Source organism: Chryseobacterium sp. SSA4.19, from assembly GCF_022601875.1.
GTDB lineage: Bacteria > Bacteroidota > Bacteroidia > Flavobacteriales > Weeksellaceae > Chryseobacterium.
This window is the reverse complement of sequence record NZ_JAKVIP010000005.1, coordinates 118,871-135,440: the sequence shown is the minus strand read 5'-3', so window position 1 is coordinate 135,440 and position 16,570 is coordinate 118,871. Positions and strand designations below refer to the sequence as shown.

The 16,570-nt window shown below is 36.3% G+C and carries 18 protein-coding genes; 10 read left to right on the top strand and 8 right to left on the bottom strand.

Annotation, left to right across the window (positions count from 1 at the left end; all coding sequences use genetic code 11):
- Positions 1-3: 3 nt before the first annotated feature.
- A complete protein-coding gene (locus tag MKJ01_RS05020) occupies positions 4-774 on the top strand; it encodes a TatD family hydrolase (protein ID WP_241612251.1) in 771 nt (256 codons plus the stop codon).
- Positions 771-2,300, top strand: coding sequence for a hypothetical protein (locus tag MKJ01_RS05015; RefSeq protein WP_241612250.1), 1,530 nt, complete (start codon positions 771-773; stop codon positions 2,298-2,300). The genes MKJ01_RS05020 and MKJ01_RS05015 overlap by 4 nt, the downstream gene beginning before the upstream one ends.
- Before the next feature lie 45 nt (positions 2,301-2,345).
- Here MKJ01_RS05015 and MKJ01_RS05010 read toward each other — a convergent pair whose 3' ends face one another.
- A complete protein-coding gene (locus MKJ01_RS05010) occupies positions 2,346-3,605 on the bottom strand; it encodes a DEAD/DEAH box helicase (protein ID WP_241612249.1) in 1,260 nt (419 codons plus the stop codon).
- 162 nt (positions 3,606-3,767) lie between these two features.
- Positions 3,768-4,256 carry a DUF6438 domain-containing protein gene (locus tag MKJ01_RS05005; RefSeq protein WP_241612248.1) on the bottom strand — a complete coding sequence of 163 codons (489 nt, stop codon included), beginning with the start codon at positions 4,254-4,256 and terminating at the stop codon, positions 3,768-3,770.
- 176 nt (positions 4,257-4,432) lie between these two features.
- Here MKJ01_RS05005 and MKJ01_RS05000 point away from each other — a divergent pair, with 176 nt between their 5' ends.
- A complete protein-coding gene (locus tag MKJ01_RS05000) occupies positions 4,433-5,137 on the top strand; it encodes a bifunctional 2-polyprenyl-6-hydroxyphenol methylase/3-demethylubiquinol 3-O-methyltransferase UbiG (protein ID WP_241612246.1) in 705 nt (234 codons plus the stop codon).
- A 57-nt stretch (positions 5,138-5,194) separates the two neighbouring features.
- Here the strand turns inward: MKJ01_RS05000 and MKJ01_RS04995 are convergent, their stop codons facing one another.
- The 4 genes from MKJ01_RS04995 to hpt form a co-directional block, all read right to left on the bottom strand.
- Positions 5,195-5,851, bottom strand: a complete 657-nt coding sequence (locus tag MKJ01_RS04995; RefSeq protein WP_241612244.1) for a porin family protein — start codon at positions 5,849-5,851, stop codon at positions 5,195-5,197.
- 86 nt (positions 5,852-5,937) lie between these two features.
- Positions 5,938-6,921 (bottom strand): GTPase ObgE, encoded by a 984-nt coding sequence (gene obgE, locus MKJ01_RS04990; RefSeq protein ID WP_241612242.1) that lies wholly within the window; start codon positions 6,919-6,921, stop codon positions 5,938-5,940.
- Between the two features lie 73 nt (positions 6,922-6,994).
- A complete protein-coding gene (locus MKJ01_RS04985; protein WP_241612240.1) occupies positions 6,995-7,573 on the bottom strand; it encodes an adenylate kinase in 579 nt (192 codons plus the stop codon).
- Positions 7,574-7,690: 117 nt separating this feature from the next.
- Complete coding sequence (gene hpt, locus MKJ01_RS04980; protein ID WP_241612238.1) at positions 7,691-8,245, bottom strand: hypoxanthine phosphoribosyltransferase; 555 nt, start codon at positions 8,243-8,245, stop codon at positions 7,691-7,693.
- 358 nt (positions 8,246-8,603) lie between these two features.
- Between hpt and MKJ01_RS04975 the strand changes: the two genes are divergently transcribed.
- The gene (locus tag MKJ01_RS04975) at positions 8,604-10,193 is read left to right on the top strand and encodes an ABC-F family ATP-binding cassette domain-containing protein (RefSeq protein WP_241612236.1); all 1,590 of its coding nucleotides are present in this window, start codon (positions 8,604-8,606) and stop codon (positions 10,191-10,193) included.
- A 62-nt stretch (positions 10,194-10,255) separates the two neighbouring features.
- Here the strand turns inward: MKJ01_RS04975 and MKJ01_RS04970 are convergent, their stop codons facing one another.
- Both MKJ01_RS04970 and MKJ01_RS04965 read right to left on the bottom strand, forming a co-directional pair.
- Entirely contained in the window at positions 10,256-10,555 is a 300-nt protein-coding gene (locus tag MKJ01_RS04970; RefSeq protein ID WP_241612232.1) for a type II toxin-antitoxin system RelE/ParE family toxin, read from the bottom strand.
- Positions 10,555-10,803, bottom strand: coding sequence for a type II toxin-antitoxin system ParD family antitoxin (locus MKJ01_RS04965; RefSeq protein WP_241612230.1), 249 nt, complete (start codon positions 10,801-10,803; stop codon positions 10,555-10,557). The genes MKJ01_RS04970 and MKJ01_RS04965 overlap by 1 nt, the downstream gene beginning before the upstream one ends.
- A 184-nt stretch (positions 10,804-10,987) precedes the next feature.
- Here MKJ01_RS04965 and MKJ01_RS04960 point away from each other — a divergent pair, with 184 nt between their 5' ends.
- The 6 genes from MKJ01_RS04960 to MKJ01_RS04935 all read left to right on the top strand — a co-directional run bounded on the left by MKJ01_RS04960 (position 10,988) and on the right by MKJ01_RS04935 (position 16,565).
- Entirely contained in the window at positions 10,988-11,551 is a 564-nt protein-coding gene (locus MKJ01_RS04960) for a hypothetical protein (protein ID WP_241632512.1), read from the top strand.
- A gap of 95 nt (positions 11,552-11,646) precedes the next feature.
- On the top strand, positions 11,647-12,933 hold the full coding sequence (locus MKJ01_RS04955; RefSeq protein ID WP_241612226.1) for an adenylosuccinate synthase: 1,287 nt from the start codon (positions 11,647-11,649) through the stop codon (positions 12,931-12,933).
- A gap of 295 nt (positions 12,934-13,228) precedes the next feature.
- On the top strand, positions 13,229-14,062 hold the full coding sequence (locus MKJ01_RS04950; RefSeq protein WP_241612224.1) for an energy transducer TonB: 834 nt from the start codon (positions 13,229-13,231) through the stop codon (positions 14,060-14,062).
- Between the two features lie 164 nt (positions 14,063-14,226).
- Positions 14,227-15,000: a ParA family protein gene (locus MKJ01_RS04945; protein WP_241612222.1), complete on the top strand. Its 774-nt coding sequence runs from the start codon at positions 14,227-14,229 to the stop codon at positions 14,998-15,000.
- A gap of 35 nt (positions 15,001-15,035) precedes the next feature.
- Positions 15,036-15,926 carry a ParB/RepB/Spo0J family partition protein gene (locus tag MKJ01_RS04940; protein ID WP_241632519.1) on the top strand — a complete coding sequence of 297 codons (891 nt, stop codon included), beginning with the start codon at positions 15,036-15,038 and terminating at the stop codon, positions 15,924-15,926.
- Positions 15,927-16,565: a DUF5683 domain-containing protein gene (locus MKJ01_RS04935; RefSeq protein WP_241612218.1), complete on the top strand. Its 639-nt coding sequence runs from the start codon at positions 15,927-15,929 to the stop codon at positions 16,563-16,565. It begins immediately after the preceding gene.
- The last annotated feature ends 5 nt before the right edge of the window (positions 16,566-16,570 follow it).

Here is a 16,570-nt window from a genome sequence, read left to right as displayed (position 1 = left end):
AAAATGATTGATACACATACACATCTATACGCAGAAGAATTTGATGAAGACAGAAAAGAAGCCATTCAGAGAGCTTTAGACAAAGGAATTACAGAATTCTATCTTCCTGCTATTGATTCCGGGTCTCATAAGAAAATGCTGCAGCTGGAAGCAGAATATCCGGGGCATATTTTTTCTATGATGGGATTACATCCTTGTTATGTAAAACCGGAAAGCTGGGAAGAAGAACTTCAAATGGTCAGGGGTTATCTTGATCAGAAATCATTTCCTGCCATCGGAGAGATCGGGATTGATTTATATTGGGATAAAACAACACTGGATATTCAGATAAAAGCCTTCGAACAGCAAATTGATTGGGCCATTGAAAAAGACCTGCCGATTGTAATCCATACCAGAGAAAGCTTTGATGAGACTTTCGAAGTTCTGGAAAGGAAAAAACATCCCAAACTGAGAGGGATTTTTCATTGCTTTTCCGGAAACCTTGAGCAGGCGAAACATGCGATTGACCTAAATTTCATTCTGGGAATTGGTGGGGTAGTCACTTTTAAAAACGGAAAAATTGATCAGTTTTTAAATGAAATTCCATTAGATAAAATTGTATTGGAAACAGATTCTCCTTATCTGGCTCCGGTTCCACATCGGGGAAAAAGGAATGAAAGTTCATACCTTGACCTGGTAGCCGGAAAGCTGGTTAATATTTATAACAAAGATTTTGTTGAGATTGACAGGATTACCACTGAAAATGCGAAAAGCATGTTTAACTCAGTATCATGAAATTATTAAAAGAGAATTTCCATTATTTGCTGTTTTTATCTTCTGTGTTTTTTTTAGGAAATCCTTCTAAATTTCCTGCAGATGATGGTTTTTTTTATCCGCAGATTGCTCATAATCTGGTTTCTCATGGCTTTATGGGTTTTAACAATTTATATCTTACAAACGGATTTCATCCTTTATGGATGGTTTTTTGTACACTGGCAGAAATTATAAATCCTTTTGGAAAAACGTTTTCTTTAAATCTTATTTGGTTATTTCAGGTTCTTTTGGTTTTTTTTGGCTTCAGGCTTTTGGAAAAGACTATTTTTAATGATGGTTTTGGGAAAATGTGTGCGTTGGCATTTTATTGTCTTATGTTTTTCAGTTTAGGAACGCTTTATTTAACAGAAGCGCACCTGGCATTCTTTACCATTGCATTGCTGATCTGCTTTCTGATTAAAAATTTCACAAATGATTTTATTTTCGGAATCATCTGCAGTCTGGTATTTCTGGCCAGATTGGATCATATTTTTATAATCATCCCTTTCGGTTTTTATTTCTGGAAGCAGAAAAGCTGGAATGTTCTTAATCTGATGAAAATGATTACCGGCTTTTCTATTTTGAGTGTACCTTATTTAGTTTCAAATGAGTATATTTTTGGAAATTTGGTTCCAATCAGTGGAAAAATAAAAAGTTCTTTCCCATTGATCCAGGATGATATAAAAATTAAGGTATTTCAGGAAGTTTTTATTGCTGGAGGTTTCTTATATTTTATTTTTTTAAGTTTTTACAGGAATACAAGATTCAGAACAATCAAACTTTTGCTGTTAACCGGCAGTCTTATACAGTTGCTTTACAATTTATTTTTTCAGTCGGAAATCGGGCAGTGGTATTTTGTATCTCAGCTGGTCTTTTGTGGTTTTTTCATACACGATATGATTGGAAAATTAAATTTAAAAATTTTAAGAAACGTTTATTTCTCTAAGATAGCAGCAGTATTTTTTGTTCTATTCGTATGTTTTGTAGGATTTCTAAAGTTAACTACAAGCCTTAGTCTTCAGAACAACGTTTTTGCAGTTCACTCAAAGTTTGAAAAAAAGGCTGATGATTCAGTCATTGAAACCATACAGCAGCTCAATAGAATAGTGCAGGAAAGATCAAGAATATATGTATATGATTTTCCCGGAAAATTTGCCTATTATTCAGAATTTAATATTATACCTGCGGATGGCCTTGTAGCAAATACTGATTTTTTTAATGAACTGAATTCCGTTCGTTTTAAAGAATTTTTTAAACAGAAAGATATTAAATTCTTACTTTTCCCCACTTCCTTTAAGGTACATGACAGGAGCCAGAATTTTATGGGAATCAGTGTAAATGACACTAAAGAAAATAATCTGTTTTACATAAAAAATACATTGGATAAAAAAGTTGCGGACAGCCTTGAAGATCAAAAGGATTTGGTTAAATTAAAATCCTTTGACAATCCGGTGAAAACCTGGCAGCCTATGTATGATTCTGTTACTGTTTACAGACTTAAAGAATAATCAACCAATAAAAAACAAAGCCTCCCGATACGGAAGGCTTTAATCTTATTTTTTTCTAAAGAAATTACTCTTATTTTTTGGCTTTTTACTGTGATCAGACTTTTGCTGGCCTGCAGGCTTTGGTCTTGGTGTAAAAGGTTTATTATTGGAATCTCTTTTTTCCACAACCAGGCTGTCTGTATGAAACGGATGGTTTTTCTCAACCGGAATTTTCATCCCGATTAGTTTTTCGGTATCGCGAAGATTAAGCAAATCCAGCCCGTCTACAAATGAAATAGAACTTCCTTCTGCTCCTGCACGCCCCGTTCTTCCGATTCTGTGAACATATGTTTCGGCAACATCTGAAAGTTCATAATTGACCACATATTTCAGTTCATCGATATCAATACCTCTGGCTGCAATGTCTGTAGCTACCAAAATACGCGTTTTTCCTGATTTAAAATTATTTAAAGCATTCTGCCTTGCATTTTGGGATTTGTTTCCATGGATCGCTTCAGCTGAAATGTTATTCGACTGTAATTTCCTGGCAATTTTATCGGCACCATGTTTCGTCCTTGAAAATACCAGAACAGAATCTGAAATGGTATTCTGTAAAATATGGGTTAAGAGTTCAAGCTTATTTTCTTTATCTACAAAATAAACAGCCTGTTTAATGGTTTCTGCAGTCGAAGAAATCGGCGTAACAGATACTTTAATGGGATTATTTAAAATAGAATCGGCCAGTTTCTGAATTTCAGTTGGCATAGTGGCAGAGAAGAAAAGGGTCTGCCTTTTTGGAGGAAGAAGCTTAATAATTCGCTTTACATCATGCACAAATCCCATGTCCAGCATTCTGTCGGCTTCATCCAGTACGAAAATTTCAAGATTTTTTAAACTGATAATTCCCTGAGCAATAAAATCCAGTAATCTGCCCGGAGTGGCTACCAGAATATCAACTCCTTTTTTTAAAGCTATTTCCTGACTTCCCTGTTTTACACCGCCAAAAACTACCAGTTTTTTCAATGGCAGGTTTTTACCATAAGCATTGAAGCTTTCTTCGATCTGAATGGCCAGCTCACGGGTAGGTGTGAGGATCAGAGCTTTGATATGATTATTTTTCGGTCCCTTTCTTTCCATAAGATTCTGAAGGATCGGAATGGCAAAAGCTGCCGTTTTTCCGGTTCCTGTCTGGGCAGTGCCTAACACGTCCCTGTGTTCTAAAATAGAAGGAATAGACTGTTCCTGGATAGGGGTTGGTTTTTCGTAACCCTCTTTTTGAAGCGCATCTAGAATGGGCTTAATAATGTTTAAGTCTGTAAATAACAAAATTTAAATCGTGTATTAAAATAATGCGGTTGAAGCAGTATACTTCATCATTTTTAGCAGATCTGCTAAACGTTTAACAGAATTTTGAGTAAAATAAATTTACCTTCTGGCTGAGAATGCCGCGAAATATACTGCAAAGATAGCGTAATTATTTTAAAGCGCTTATTTAACTTTTGTCCACTGCTGGTTCAGCCTCAGGTCTTCAAAAAACTTATACACCTGTGACAGTTTCTCCGTTCCTCTCTTCCCGTAATCTTCCACATTCTTCACCGTACCGTCACTGAATTTTATTCTTAAATAAGAAGTGGGAAGATCTGAAATATTTCTTGTTCCATATTTATCATTCAGGCTTTTTACGTTTAATTCATCCAGCAATACGATTAATTTATTGTAATCTGCTTCTTTGATGGTTCCTTTAAAAGTTCCCTCTCTGGGTTTGTCAAATTCACTTTTCGCAAATTCTTTTGAGAAATTGAAATGTTCTGCTTCCAGTACGGCAGTCCTGTCAGGATTGATGGTGAGCTTAAAGATCGGACATGATCCAAAACAGGCTCCGGCTTCATATTCAACAACAGAATATTTTGAATTTCCTTTTTGCGCAGTGCATGAAAAAAGAACAATAAATGCACATAAGGTAAGTACGTATTTCATAATCTCATTTTAGAATGGATGATTTCAAAAATTGTTCCAACAGGAAATTAACCTTTCAGTATTAAAAATTAACTAATGAAAAATCAGTTTAAGCCGGAATCTTATTAAATTTTTGTTATTTTGACGGTTGTAAAAATGACTTGATGTATAACTTGTTAAAATCAGTGGTTAAAAAAATGATTCCTAAAGAGATCCTTATAAAAAATGAAGATCACTTCAGGAGGTTTTTAAAACCTCTGTACCAGGGGAAAAATAATGCCTGTACGGTTTGCGGGACAAAATTGAAAAACTTCGTCCAGCTGCAAAACGGCCAGCTGATCTGTCCTGTCTGCGGAAGTCTTCCGAGAACCAGAAGGCTGTATAACATGCTGCAGGAAGAATTTTTAAAACCCAATATGTCATTCCTGGATTTTTCACCTTCCAGAATGTTGTACAGAAAATGGAAAAGCAAGAAAGATATTTCCTATTTTCCAACTGATTTTGAAAACGAATTTCTTTCCGATTATCATTACGATATCACCAATATTCAGACAGAAGGAGAAACGTTTGATTTAATTGTCTGCTATCATATTTTAGAACACATCGCAGATGACAGGAAAGCCATGTCTGAACTCTACAGGGTTCTTAAAAAGGGGGGAACAGCCCTGATTCAGACTCCCTTTAAAGAAGGAGACATCTATGAGGATAATTCAGTGGTTTCTGCCGGAGAGCGGTTAAAGCATTTCGGACAGGAAGATCATGTGAGAATCTATTCTGTTGATGGATTAGAAAACAGATTAAAAGAAGCAGGTTTCCACGTGGACATAAGAAACCTTGATGGCGATGCGTATTATGGATTTTCCAAAGATGAAAAAGTCTTAATCTGTACAAAAGATAATTAACTTAGAAATAAAGAATCCGTTTCCTTATTAAGAAACGGATTCTTCATTTTTAAATTCCTACTTAAATCGATAGCCTGCACCAACCTGTAGAAAACCGATTTTGGTTGGCAATGCGCCTTTATTAACTTCTATGAAATTAAAATGATATCTCGCATCTGCAAAGAAATGTTCATTGATCTTATATTCTGCACCTAAGAACGGAAATAGGTTCAATGATTTGATGTTGTCATAATTTCTGGAAGTCGCCCCATTCACAACCTCCTTTGTCTTCACTTTTTCAGAAAGGTTAAAGCCCAGATTCATTCCGACAGACGCTGATAAATTAGGAATGAAATAATATTTAAAAGATATCGGAACCTGAATTTGTGTCAGTTGATAATCAAACTTAATATTTCCTCTTTCTATGACTCCGGAGTCCGTAAAATCCACTACCGGAAAATTCTGCTTTCCGCCAAGTTGGGTATATAATGCTTCTGCCTGCACGCTTATTTTAGTAGAAACAGGCTGTTCTGCAACGATTCCCACATAGAAATACGATTTTGAATCAAGTTTATCATCAAAAAATTTCATGTTTGATAAAGAATAACCGCCTTTTACCCCAAAACTCATCTTATTATTGGATTGCGGATTTGACCTTTCGTCTTGTTGCGTATCCTGTGCATAAACGAAGGCTGAAATAGTTAATGACAGAACAAATACAAAGTTCTTTCTCATAATTTTAAATTTTATGGTTTTAATTTTTAGGATATTAAAAAAGTACACAGGAGTGTGTACTTTATATTTTTGTTAATGGTTTAAATTTATCCATGCAGCTGCTTCCAGATCGCATCCTTTAGTTCAACAAGACCTTCTCCTGTAACCCCGGAGAAAAACAACGGTTGTTTGTTTTCAGGAAATTCTGCGGCAATTTCTTCCTTCAGCTGATCATCCAGAAGATCCGATTTTGAAACGGAGATAATAAAATCTTTATCCAGCAATTCAGAATTGTATTCTTTCAGCTCATTCTCCAGAATTTTAAATTCCTGGAAATGATCTTCAGAATCTGAAGGAATCAGGAATAATAAAATGGAATTTCTCTCAATATGTCTTAAGAAGCGGTGTCCTAATCCTTTTCCTTCTGCCGCACCTTCAATAATCCCCGGAATATCTGCCATGACAAAGGATTTGTAATTTCGGTAATCAACGATTCCGAGATTTGGAGTTAAAGTGGTAAAAGCATAATCTGCAATTTTAGGCTTGGCCGCAGAAACAGCGGACAACAGGGTAGATTTCCCTGCGTTAGGGAATCCTACAAGACCTACATCTGCTAAGATTTTAAGCTCAAAGACAACATAGCCTTCCTGCCCGTCCATTCCCGGCTGTGCAAAACGAGGAGTCTGGTTGGTAGAAGATTTAAAATGTTCATTTCCTTTTCCTCCCATTCCGCCTTCCATCAGGATGATTTCCTGTCCGTCTTCCATGATCTCGCCGATGATTTCGCCGTCTTCATTTTTGGCAATAGTTCCTATAGGAACTTCAATATATACATCCGCTCCGTAAGCGCCGGTTAACTGGTTTTTTCCTCCGTTTTCCCCTCGTTCCGCTTTCACGTGACGCGTATACCGAAGAGGAAGTAAAGTCCATTCATTGGCATTCCCTTTCATGATGATGTGGCCACCGCGGCCGCCGTCACCTCCGTCCGGACCTCCTTTGGGAATGTATTTTTCACGGCGGAGATGCGCAGAACCTGCACCACCATGGCCGCTTTTACAATGAATCTTTACGTAATCTACAAAATTTGACATTTCTTATCATTATGAGTGATGAGTGATGAATTATGAGAATGAATTATAATAAACCACAGCTCATAACTTCTAACTATTTTATTTTTTCTACTTCAGCAAAAAGCTTTTCCGAAATCTCGCTGATATCCCCGACACCGTTGATCTCAACATATTTTCCCTGCTGTTTGTACAGTTCGGCAACTTCTGCTGTTTTTGTGTAATATTCTTTGATCCTGTTCTCAATAATTTCTTTATTGCTGTCATCTGATCTTCCGCTGATCTCGCCCCTTTTTAGCAGCCTTTCCACCAAAATCCGGTCTTCTACCACTAAAGAAAGACAAACATCGATCTTATCATTCAGTTCTTCTTTTACAATTTTCTCCAAGGCTTCCGTCTGAACGGCTGTTCTCGGATATCCGTCGAAGATAAATCCTGCAGCATCACTGGGTTTTCTGATTTCGTCGATCAGCATATCGGTCGTTACCTGGTCAGGCACCAGTTCTCCCTTATCGATGTATGATTTAGCCAGTTTTCCAAGCTCGGTATCATTTTTCATGTTGAATCTGAAAAGGTCACCCGTTGAAATCTGCTTTAAATTAAATTTCTCAATTAAATTTTGAGCTTGTGTACCTTTTCCACTTCCCGGAGGGCCGAACAGAACAATGTTTATCATAATGTTGATTTGCTTTAAGCTCTATACAAGAAGCTGTCAGCTTTTTTAGTTAATATTTACTTTTATTTAGATATAATTTTAAAAGCTGATAGCCGGAAGCTAAAAGCCTGCAGCCGTTTAATGGTTGATTTTTCCGTCTGACAATTGATACAGGTTCGGCAGGTTTCTTCCCAGTTCATCATAATCCAATCCGTACCCCAATACAAACTTATTCGGAATTTCCTTCCCGATATAATCCAGTTTGAAATCTTTTTTATACACTTCAGGTTTCAAAAGGAAAGAAGCAATTTTTACAGATTTAGGACGTTGGGTCTCGTTAAAATATTTAAAAAGGCTTTCCACCGTATTGCCTGTGTCTACAATATCTTCTACAAGGATAATATGACGGTCTTTTACATCTTTTGTCAGTTCCATTTTCTGGTAGACGATTCCCGTAGATTCCGTGCCGGCGTAAGAACTCATCTGTATAAAAGCGATTTCACAAGGTCCCGGGTAATGCTTTAAAAGATCTGAGAAAAACATAATCACACCGTTTAAAACCCCAATAAAAACAGGAACTTCGTCCTTGTAATCTTCGTAAATTTCTAAAGCGGTTTTTTTTACAATCTCCTGAATTTCGGCATCCTCCAAATAAGGAACAAAAGTTTTGTCGTGAACTTTAATACTTTCCATAAAATTTTTAGTAGGCGGCAAAGTTACGGATTTTTGATGGAAATATTTTACAGCTTGCTCATATTCATGAAACTTATATTGCAGGAAGTATTGACGATCGGTGCAAGTTCTGTATCCAAAACTTGATATTGAATACACAAAACGCTCATAATTGTTAGAGAGCAGAATTTATTTTCAGCAAAGATCCATTCTTAGGCTTTGATTATTTTATTTAAGAATAAAGAATATTTTTAAAATTAGTATCTTTGCCACTTACAAAACCCAAAATATCAGCATGTAGGATACTATTTCTTTCAGATTTAATCAACAATAACAAAACAAGTTATTGCAGTTTTAACTTTAATTACAGAAAGAAATTATGCTTTTTCTACACAATATATCCTTTGGGTTTCCTGCGGGGAATCTTCTTTTGAATACAATCAGTTTAACAGTACCTTCTCACTCAAAATCGGCTTTGGTCGGAAGTAACGGCATGGGGAAATCTACCTTACTGAAAATCATGGCGAATGAAATTGAACCTTTGGAAGATAATGTCCACATTCAGGGTGATGTATTGTATGTTCCTCAGATGTTTGGGAATTTCAATGATCTCACCATCGCACAGTGTTTGAAAATTGGTAAAAAACTCGATGCACTTAAAAAAATCACCAATGGGGAAGTGGATGAAATTTATTTTGAAATTCTAAATGATGATTGGGACATTGAAGAACGTTGTCAGCAAGCTTTGCAATATTGGAAGCTTGAACATGTAGGTTTGAACAAAAAACTGGAAACCTTGAGTGGGGGACAAAAAACGAAGGTTTTTCTGGCAGGTATTCAAATCAATCAACCTGAAGTTATTTTGCTGGACGAACCAACGAATCATCTCGATCTGGAAAGTCGCAATCTGTTGTATGATTTTATTGAAAAAACAAATTCTACAGTCGTGATCGTCAGCCATGATCGTACTTTGCTGAACCTGGTGAATACGATTTTCGAACTGAGCAATCAGGGAATTTCAACGTATGGAGGAAATTATGATTTTTATGCCGAACAAAAAGAAATTGAAAATGAAGTGTTGCAAAATGATATTCATTCCAAAGAACGCGCACTGAAAAAGGCGAAAGAAAAAGAACGCGAAACCATTGAACGAAAACAAAAGCTCGATGCCAGAGGAAAAGGTAAACAGGAAAAATCGGGTGTCGCGAGAATTATGATGAATACGCTACGGAACAATGCCGAGAAAAATTCTTCAAAATTAAAATCTGTTCATGCTGAGAAAATTAATGATATTTCCGGTGATTTAAGGGATTTGCGTTCGTCGGTGAGAAATGTAGATCAGATGAAAGTGAATTTTAATGATTCAAATCTGCATTCAGGTAAAATTTTGATTTCAGCAGAGGAGATTAATTTTAAATATGGCGATAAAAATCTTTGGAAAGAAAATCTCAATATTGAAATCCGAAGCGGTGACAGAATTTCCATTAAAGGTTCGAACGGTTCAGGGAAAACGACTTTGATCAAGCTGTTGTTGGAAGCTTTGCAGCCTTCTACAGGAACCATTTCGAGATCCGATTTTCAGACGGTGTATATTGATCAGGAATATTCTTTAATTAATAGACAGGCAACAGTTTATGAATTTGTCCAACAGTTTAATGATAGTGCGTTGCAGGAATCTGAAGTAAAAACCTTATTGTCAAGATTTTTATTCGGAAAGGAAAACTGGGATAAAAAGTGTGTTTTTCTGAGTGGCGGAGAATGCCTGCGTCTCCTGCTGTGCGGACTTTCCATCAGCCAAAAAGCTCCCGATATGATGATACTCGATGAACCGACCAATAATTTAGACCTTCAAAATGTGGAAATTCTGACGAATTCTATTAAGGATTATCATGGAACTTTGCTGGTGATTTCGCATGATGAGATGTTTTTGGAGGAGATTGGGGTGAGGAGTGAGATTTTATTGAATTAAAATATTATTTTTGAAAATTCTAACCTCACAGGTTTTAAAACCTGTGAGGTTAGAATTGCGTTTTATTCATCCAATCTTGATAAAATATCCATCTGCTGATGAAGAATTCTGATGATTTCAATCTCTTCAGTGTTCATATTAATTTTATAAAAGATGAAATGTGATTTTACTCTTGAACGAAAATAGCCTTTTCTAATTTTACTGTAATCTTTTCCTGATTTTGGATTTTTAGATAAGTATTCAATTTCATTCATAATCAAATCAAAATAATAATCAGCCTGTTCAGTTGACCAAGTCTCAAAAGTGTACAACCAAATTTTTTCTAAATCGATTGACGCTTCTGTGCTTATTCTGTATTTCATTATTCGGCTGAATGTTTTTGATGGAGATTTTTTAAAAATTCTTTACGGTCAAAATTTTCAACAAATCCGGATTTTTCACCTTTTTTTAATTCGTTGATTAATTCTGATTTTTTAGATTCTTCATATTCAAACATTCGCAATGCTGCTCTCACAACTTCACTTGCTGAAGAGAATTTTCCAGATTTAATCTGTTGATTGATAAAGTTGTCGAAATAATCGCCTAATAATATGGATGTGTTTTTTGCCATTATTTTAATTTTAAATCAAAGATACCAATTATTGGTATTGATTGTTTTTTTTTTGTAATTGAAATTTATGAAAATGTGATTTTTTTTGTGTTTTATATTGAAAATTTGGACAATGATTGATTTGAAATTTTTAAATGAATCAATTTGCTATGTTTTAAGTATATTTGAATCAAAACAAATAAAAATGAAAAGAATTTTAATGATTTGGATGGTCTTATCTTTTAGCTTTGTTTATTCTCAACAACAAGGTTTGGATGATTTGGATAAAGTTTTTGATGAATATGAAAAGGAATATCATCAAAAAAATAATCCTTATGCAGAATCTCCAAATGACACTGAACGAATGAGGGAAATGAAAAAAAGACTAAGTGCTCAAAGACAGCAAAAACTAGATATAAACAAGCTTTCACAGCAACAAAAAGAAGAAGCGAATAAATATAAAAATATTGAAAATTCAGCTATAAGAAATTCTGCACAATCTATATCAGGCTTTAGAGAAGCGCCAAAAGATTTAGGAGAAGCTATTAATATGTCTGAGCAAACTTCTCAAAAAAATGCTTATGATAATACAACTCAAACTGTTGTTGTTTCTAATGCAAATGAAGGTATTATTATAGCAAATAATAAAGATATTATTAAAACGGAGACTGAGACGAATAAAATTAGTAAAGAAATGATTTTAGCTTTTTCTTTTGTCGCTTTATTATTTCTTTTAGTTATTATTCGTAGAAAAAGGATTAAAAATTAAAGGTCAAACTTACTCTATAAAATAAAATCCACCACAAATTTGCCCACCCAATTTTTTAAAAGTAATTTTGCATGAATCTAAAATAAAAGTAAAATATGTCAACTTACGTAGTTGTAGGTCTTCAGTATGGAGATGAAGGTAAAGGAAAAATCACGGATGTTTTATCGGCAAAATCGGATTACGTTGTACGTTTCCAGGGTGGGGACAACGCTGGTCACACGGTTTATGTAGGGGATGAGAAATTCGTTTTGCACCTTCTTCCATCGGGAGTTCTTCAGTGCAAAGGGAAGTGTATCATTGCCAATGGAGTAGTGGTAAATCCTAAATCTTTCATTAAGGAGGTGAATCAGATCGAGAGCAAAGGCTTGAGAACAGATCACATTTTCATCAGCAGAAGAGCGCATGTGATCATGCCTTACCACATTCTTTTGGATACTTACCGTGAGGAAGAACACGGAGGAACGCAGATCGGAACGACGAAAAAAGGAATCGGACCTTGCTATGAAGATAAAATTGCAAGAGTTGGTATCAGAATGATCGACCTTCTGAATCCTGAGATTTTAAGAGACAAAATCGAGAAAAACTTAAAAATTAAGAATTCTCTTTTTGAAAAATATTACGGAAAACCGACTTTAGACGTTGAAGAAATTTACAACGAATATTTAGAAATCGGAAAACAGCTTCAGGACAGAATCGTTGATACGGAACTGGAATTAAATGAAGCGATCAGAGACGGTAAAAACGTTTTATTCGAAGGAGCACAGGCTTTGATGCTTGATATCGACTTCGGAACATATCCATACGTAACTTCATCTTCTCCATCTACGGGAGGCGTTTGTACGGGAGCCGGTGTTCCGCCGACATCCCTTCAAAACTTAATCGGTGTTGCCAAAGCATACTGTACAAGAGTTGGGAACGGACCTTTTCCATCTGAATTAAACAATGAATTGGGAGAAAGCATCAGACAGATTGGCGGTGAATTCGGAGCCACTACCGGAAGACCGAGAAGAGCAGGCTGGTTAGACCTAGTTTCTTTGAAGCATGCCTGTATGATCAATGGAATTAATAATTTGGTGATTACGAAATTAGACGTTCTTACAGGAATTGAAAACCTTAAAATTGTAACCCACTATAAAACGGAAGACGGAAAAATCATCGATTATTTCACTTCGTCAACGGAAAAATTGTACAATTACGAACCGATCTATCAGGATCTTCCTGGTTGGACAGAAGATCTGACGAAAGTAAGAAGCTATGATGAACTGCCGGATACGGCCCAGAAATATATCGAGTTTATCGAAAAATATTTGGGAATCAACGTATACCTGGTATCTGTAGGGCCTGAAAGAAGTCAGAACATCATCAGGAAAGAATTATTCTAAGATAATTATCATTATAATAATAAGGAGACTGTCAGTTTGATAGTCTCTTTTTTTGTCTTATATCGCGATTGCGAACATTCTATGTGATATTGAAAGATTTTCTTCTCAAATATATTGTGAATTTACACTTTGTATTTGTTATTTGAAACATAGTTAAATTTTTAAATTATCACCTAAAATTTAAAAATGGTATGTATTTGATGTTGTTTTGGCAGATATTTTGATGTTAAAATATTATTTACGAATAAAGGGTAAGAAACTAATAATCTCAATTAATGCTTAAATTTTTAAAAGGATGAAACACATGCATCAGAATCAGGAATTTCGATTCAACGAAGTTCTTTTCGAACACCGCAACAAAGAGTACGGTGCTTACGTTCTCAGAAACGAATCAGACAAAATTTTAACAAAAGCGCTGTTTATTGGAGTAGGCTTGTTAGCAGCTATTTCTTTGACGCCGTTGGCAATTAATGTATTTAAAAGTACTCCTTCAGTACATATACCAGTAGATGGTCCGCCCGTAGTTATTAAGCTAAAAAAAGTTGACCGGGATGATCCTCCTGTAAAAGTAAAACCAGAACCTGCTGCTATTAAGATCAAGACTATTGATAAAACAGTCCCTGAACCAAAAGCGGTGGTAACAAATGAAAAAAAGGATACGCCCAAAGATCATCAAAATGCAGTTGCGGGAATTCAGACTTCTGAAGGGAAAGAAATCACAACACCTGCTTATATTCCAATTGCTCCTCCCATCAATACAGGCGGAACTTCTACAACTCCTGTAAAGCCTGAAGTTCAGCCTAAGCCTGAAGATAATACACCTAAAACTGTAGTGGATGTTGAAGCTAATTTTGTGGGAGGCCTTGACGCTTTCAGAAATAAAGTAATGAATAACTTTGACGGTTCCGGTATGGATTCTGACGGTGTGATGAAAACAACGGTTACTTTCATTGTAGAAAAAGACGGAACCATTTCAGGGCTTAAAGCAGATGGTAAAAATGCTGATTTCAACAGTGAAGCTTTAAGGACGGTAAGATCCATTAAAGGAAAATGGGTTCCTGCTAAAGTGAAAGGCCAGGCCGTACGAAGTTATTTCAAATTTCCGATCTCCATGAAGTTTGAGAATTAGATAACAATTACAAATAATAAACACTTATCCACAAATATTTTTTTTTGTGGATAATTTTTTTTATTGTTAAATGGCTTATTAACAATATTTTAACTCAACTTTCGTTTTATTGATTCACTTAGAGCAAGGAAAAATGTGTATTTTTGAGCCTTAAAGTTCGAATAATGGGAAAAATCATAGGGATCGCTAATCAGAAAGGAGGAGTTGGAAAGACCACAACAGCTGTAAATTTAGCCGCAGCATTAGGAGTGTTGGAAAAGAAGATCTTGATTATTGATGCTGATCCTCAGGCGAATGCAACTTCAGGTCTGGGCGTTGAGAATGTAAAATATTCTACCTATAATCTTTTGGAGCACAGTGTGGAAACCCGAAACTGTATCAAGCAGACGGCAACACCCAATCTCGATATTGTGCCTTCTCATATTGACTTGGTAGCGGCAGAGATTGAGCTGGTGGACAAGGAAGACCGTGAGTATATGTTGAAAAAAGCATTACAGACCGTAAAAGATGACTATGATTACATTATTATCGACTGCGCACCCAGCTTAGGGCTGATTACCGTTAATGCGCTTACGGCAGCGGATTCTGTGATCATTCCGATCCAGTGTGAATATTTCGCGTTGGAAGGGCTTGGCAAACTGTTGAATACCATTAAAAACGTTCAGAAAATACATAATAAAGACCTTGATATCGAAGGTTTGCTGCTTACCATGTACGACAGCCGTTTAAGATTATCAAATCAGGTTGTGGAAGAAGTTAATGCCCACTTCCCAGAAATGGTTTTCGAAACGATCATCAGCAGGAATGTAAGGCTGAGTGAAGCTCCAAGCTTTGGAGAAAGCATCCTGAATTACGATGCCGAGAGCAAAGGTGCGATCCAGTATATTCAGCTGGCGGAAGAAGTTCTCTTAAAAAACGAAAAATTAGTAAAGAATTAAAAAGCTCATAGCACATGCTAAAGCTAAACGCAGATATGAAAGACAAAAAAAGAGCGATGGGACGTGGTTTAGGCGCAATATTAAGCGCTGAATCCAAAGCGACAATCAATTCCGCAACGGATGAAGGAGCAGATAAATTCGTAGGCAATATCGTAGAAATTGCCATTGAAGATATTTATCCCAATCCAACCCAGCCAAGAACTTATTTTGACGAAAAATCATTAAATGAACTTGCCCAGTCCATTAAAAACTTAGGAGTTATTCAACCGATTACCTTAAGGAAAGATGGGGAAAGGTTTGAGATTATCTCAGGGGAAAGACGTTACAGGGCAAGCAAAATGGCCGGTTTTGATTCGATTCCTGCTTACATCCGTCTGGTGAATGACCAGGAACTTCTGGAAATGGCTCTTGTGGAGAATATCCAGAGAGAAGATCTTGATGCCATTGAAATTGCGCTGACGTATCAGAGGCTAATGGATGAAATCGGTCTTACCCAGGAAAATCTGAGCCAGAGGGTAGGAAAGGACAGAAGTACGATTACCAACTCCATCAGGTTATTAAGGCTGAATCCCGATATTCAGAATGCCATCCGAAGCGGAGAGATTTCTGCAGGACACGGAAGGGCAATCATCAGTCTGGAAAATGAAGAACACCAGCAGATTTTGTTCGATCTGATTATTAAAGAAAAACTGAATGTACGCCAGGCCGAACAGGCTGCTACAGCACTCAAGAACCCTAAGTCAGCCGCTGCAAAAAGAGCAAAAGTTGAGCTTAATAACAATTATAAAAGAGCTCAGAAAACCATTGCAGACATTCTGGATGTAAAAGTTGAAATAAAAACCACCGGAAACGGTAAAAAAGGTAAGATTGTTCTCGATTTCAAAAATGAAGACGAACTGGAATATATTTTATCTCATATCAAATAAATGAAGAAAATATTTTTCACATTTTTCCTTTGTCTTTTTGCGGTTGCCTACTCGCAGGTGAACCCTAATGATACTATAAGAGTGGAATACCATCCGACAGACAGTGTTTCTGTAGAAAACAATGCAAAAACGGAAGCCAGTATGGTTTCTGAGCTTGAAAAAGCCAACGGGACAACCGGCAAAACCTTAAAGTTAAATCCTACAAAAGCGGGTTTGTATTCTGCAGTACTGCCGGGATTAGGGCAGTTTTATAATAAGAAATACTGGAAAATTCCTATTGTGTGGGGAGCGGTAGGTACCGGAGTGGGCATTGCAGTCTGGAATGACAAACAGTACAGAAAATACCGCGAATATTACATTGCCAAGCTCAACGGGACTCCGAATGAATTTGTTGATACCCATCCGTGGCTGGATAAAGTAGCACTGGGAAATGCACAGGACCGTGCAAAAAGGCAAAGAGATTACTTTATTGCCATTGCAGGATTGATTTATATTTTAAATATTGTAGATGCTGTTGTGGATGCTCACCTATATGAAAGCCGCCATGATCCGGATTTGTCATTCAGTCCGGCGGTCATTCAGGATCAATATGGAATTGCTCCGCCCAAAACAGGATTGAGTTTAAGCTACAGATTTTAAAAATA

Bases quoted from the DNA above. Each gene is read 5' to 3' on its own strand.
- MKJ01_RS05020 (WP_241612251.1), top strand. From the start codon at position 4: ATGATTGATACACATACACATCTATACGCAGAAGAATTTGATGAAGAC.
- MKJ01_RS05015 (WP_241612250.1), top strand. From the start codon at position 771: ATGAAATTATTAAAAGAGAATTTCCATTATTTGCTGTTTTTATCTTCT.
- MKJ01_RS05005 (WP_241612248.1), bottom strand. From the start codon at position 4,256: ATGAAATACGTACTTACCTTATGTGCATTTATTGTTCTTTTTTCATGC.
- MKJ01_RS05000 (WP_241612246.1), top strand. From the start codon at position 4,433: ATGATTCCTAAAGAGATCCTTATAAAAAATGAAGATCACTTCAGGAGG.
- MKJ01_RS04995 (WP_241612244.1), bottom strand. From the start codon at position 5,851: ATGAGAAAGAACTTTGTATTTGTTCTGTCATTAACTATTTCAGCCTTC.
- obgE (WP_241612242.1), bottom strand. From the start codon at position 6,921: ATGTCAAATTTTGTAGATTACGTAAAGATTCATTGTAAAAGCGGCCAT.
- MKJ01_RS04985 (WP_241612240.1), bottom strand. From the start codon at position 7,573: ATGATAAACATTGTTCTGTTCGGCCCTCCGGGAAGTGGAAAAGGTACA.
- hpt (WP_241612238.1), bottom strand. From the start codon at position 8,245: ATGGAAAGTATTAAAGTTCACGACAAAACTTTTGTTCCTTATTTGGAG.
- MKJ01_RS04975 (WP_241612236.1), top strand. From the start codon at position 8,604: ATGCTTTTTCTACACAATATATCCTTTGGGTTTCCTGCGGGGAATCTT.
- MKJ01_RS04970 (WP_241612232.1), bottom strand. From the start codon at position 10,555: ATGAAATACAGAATAAGCACAGAAGCGTCAATCGATTTAGAAAAAATT.
- MKJ01_RS04965 (WP_241612230.1), bottom strand. From the start codon at position 10,803: ATGGCAAAAAACACATCCATATTATTAGGCGATTATTTCGACAACTTT.
- MKJ01_RS04960 (WP_241632512.1), top strand. From the start codon at position 10,988: ATGAAAAGAATTTTAATGATTTGGATGGTCTTATCTTTTAGCTTTGTT.
- MKJ01_RS04955 (WP_241612226.1), top strand. From the start codon at position 11,647: ATGTCAACTTACGTAGTTGTAGGTCTTCAGTATGGAGATGAAGGTAAA.
- MKJ01_RS04950 (WP_241612224.1), top strand. From the start codon at position 13,229: ATGAAACACATGCATCAGAATCAGGAATTTCGATTCAACGAAGTTCTT.
- MKJ01_RS04945 (WP_241612222.1), top strand. From the start codon at position 14,227: ATGGGAAAAATCATAGGGATCGCTAATCAGAAAGGAGGAGTTGGAAAG.
- MKJ01_RS04940 (WP_241632519.1), top strand. From the start codon at position 15,036: ATGAAAGACAAAAAAAGAGCGATGGGACGTGGTTTAGGCGCAATATTA.
- MKJ01_RS04935 (WP_241612218.1), top strand. From the start codon at position 15,927: ATGAAGAAAATATTTTTCACATTTTTCCTTTGTCTTTTTGCGGTTGCC.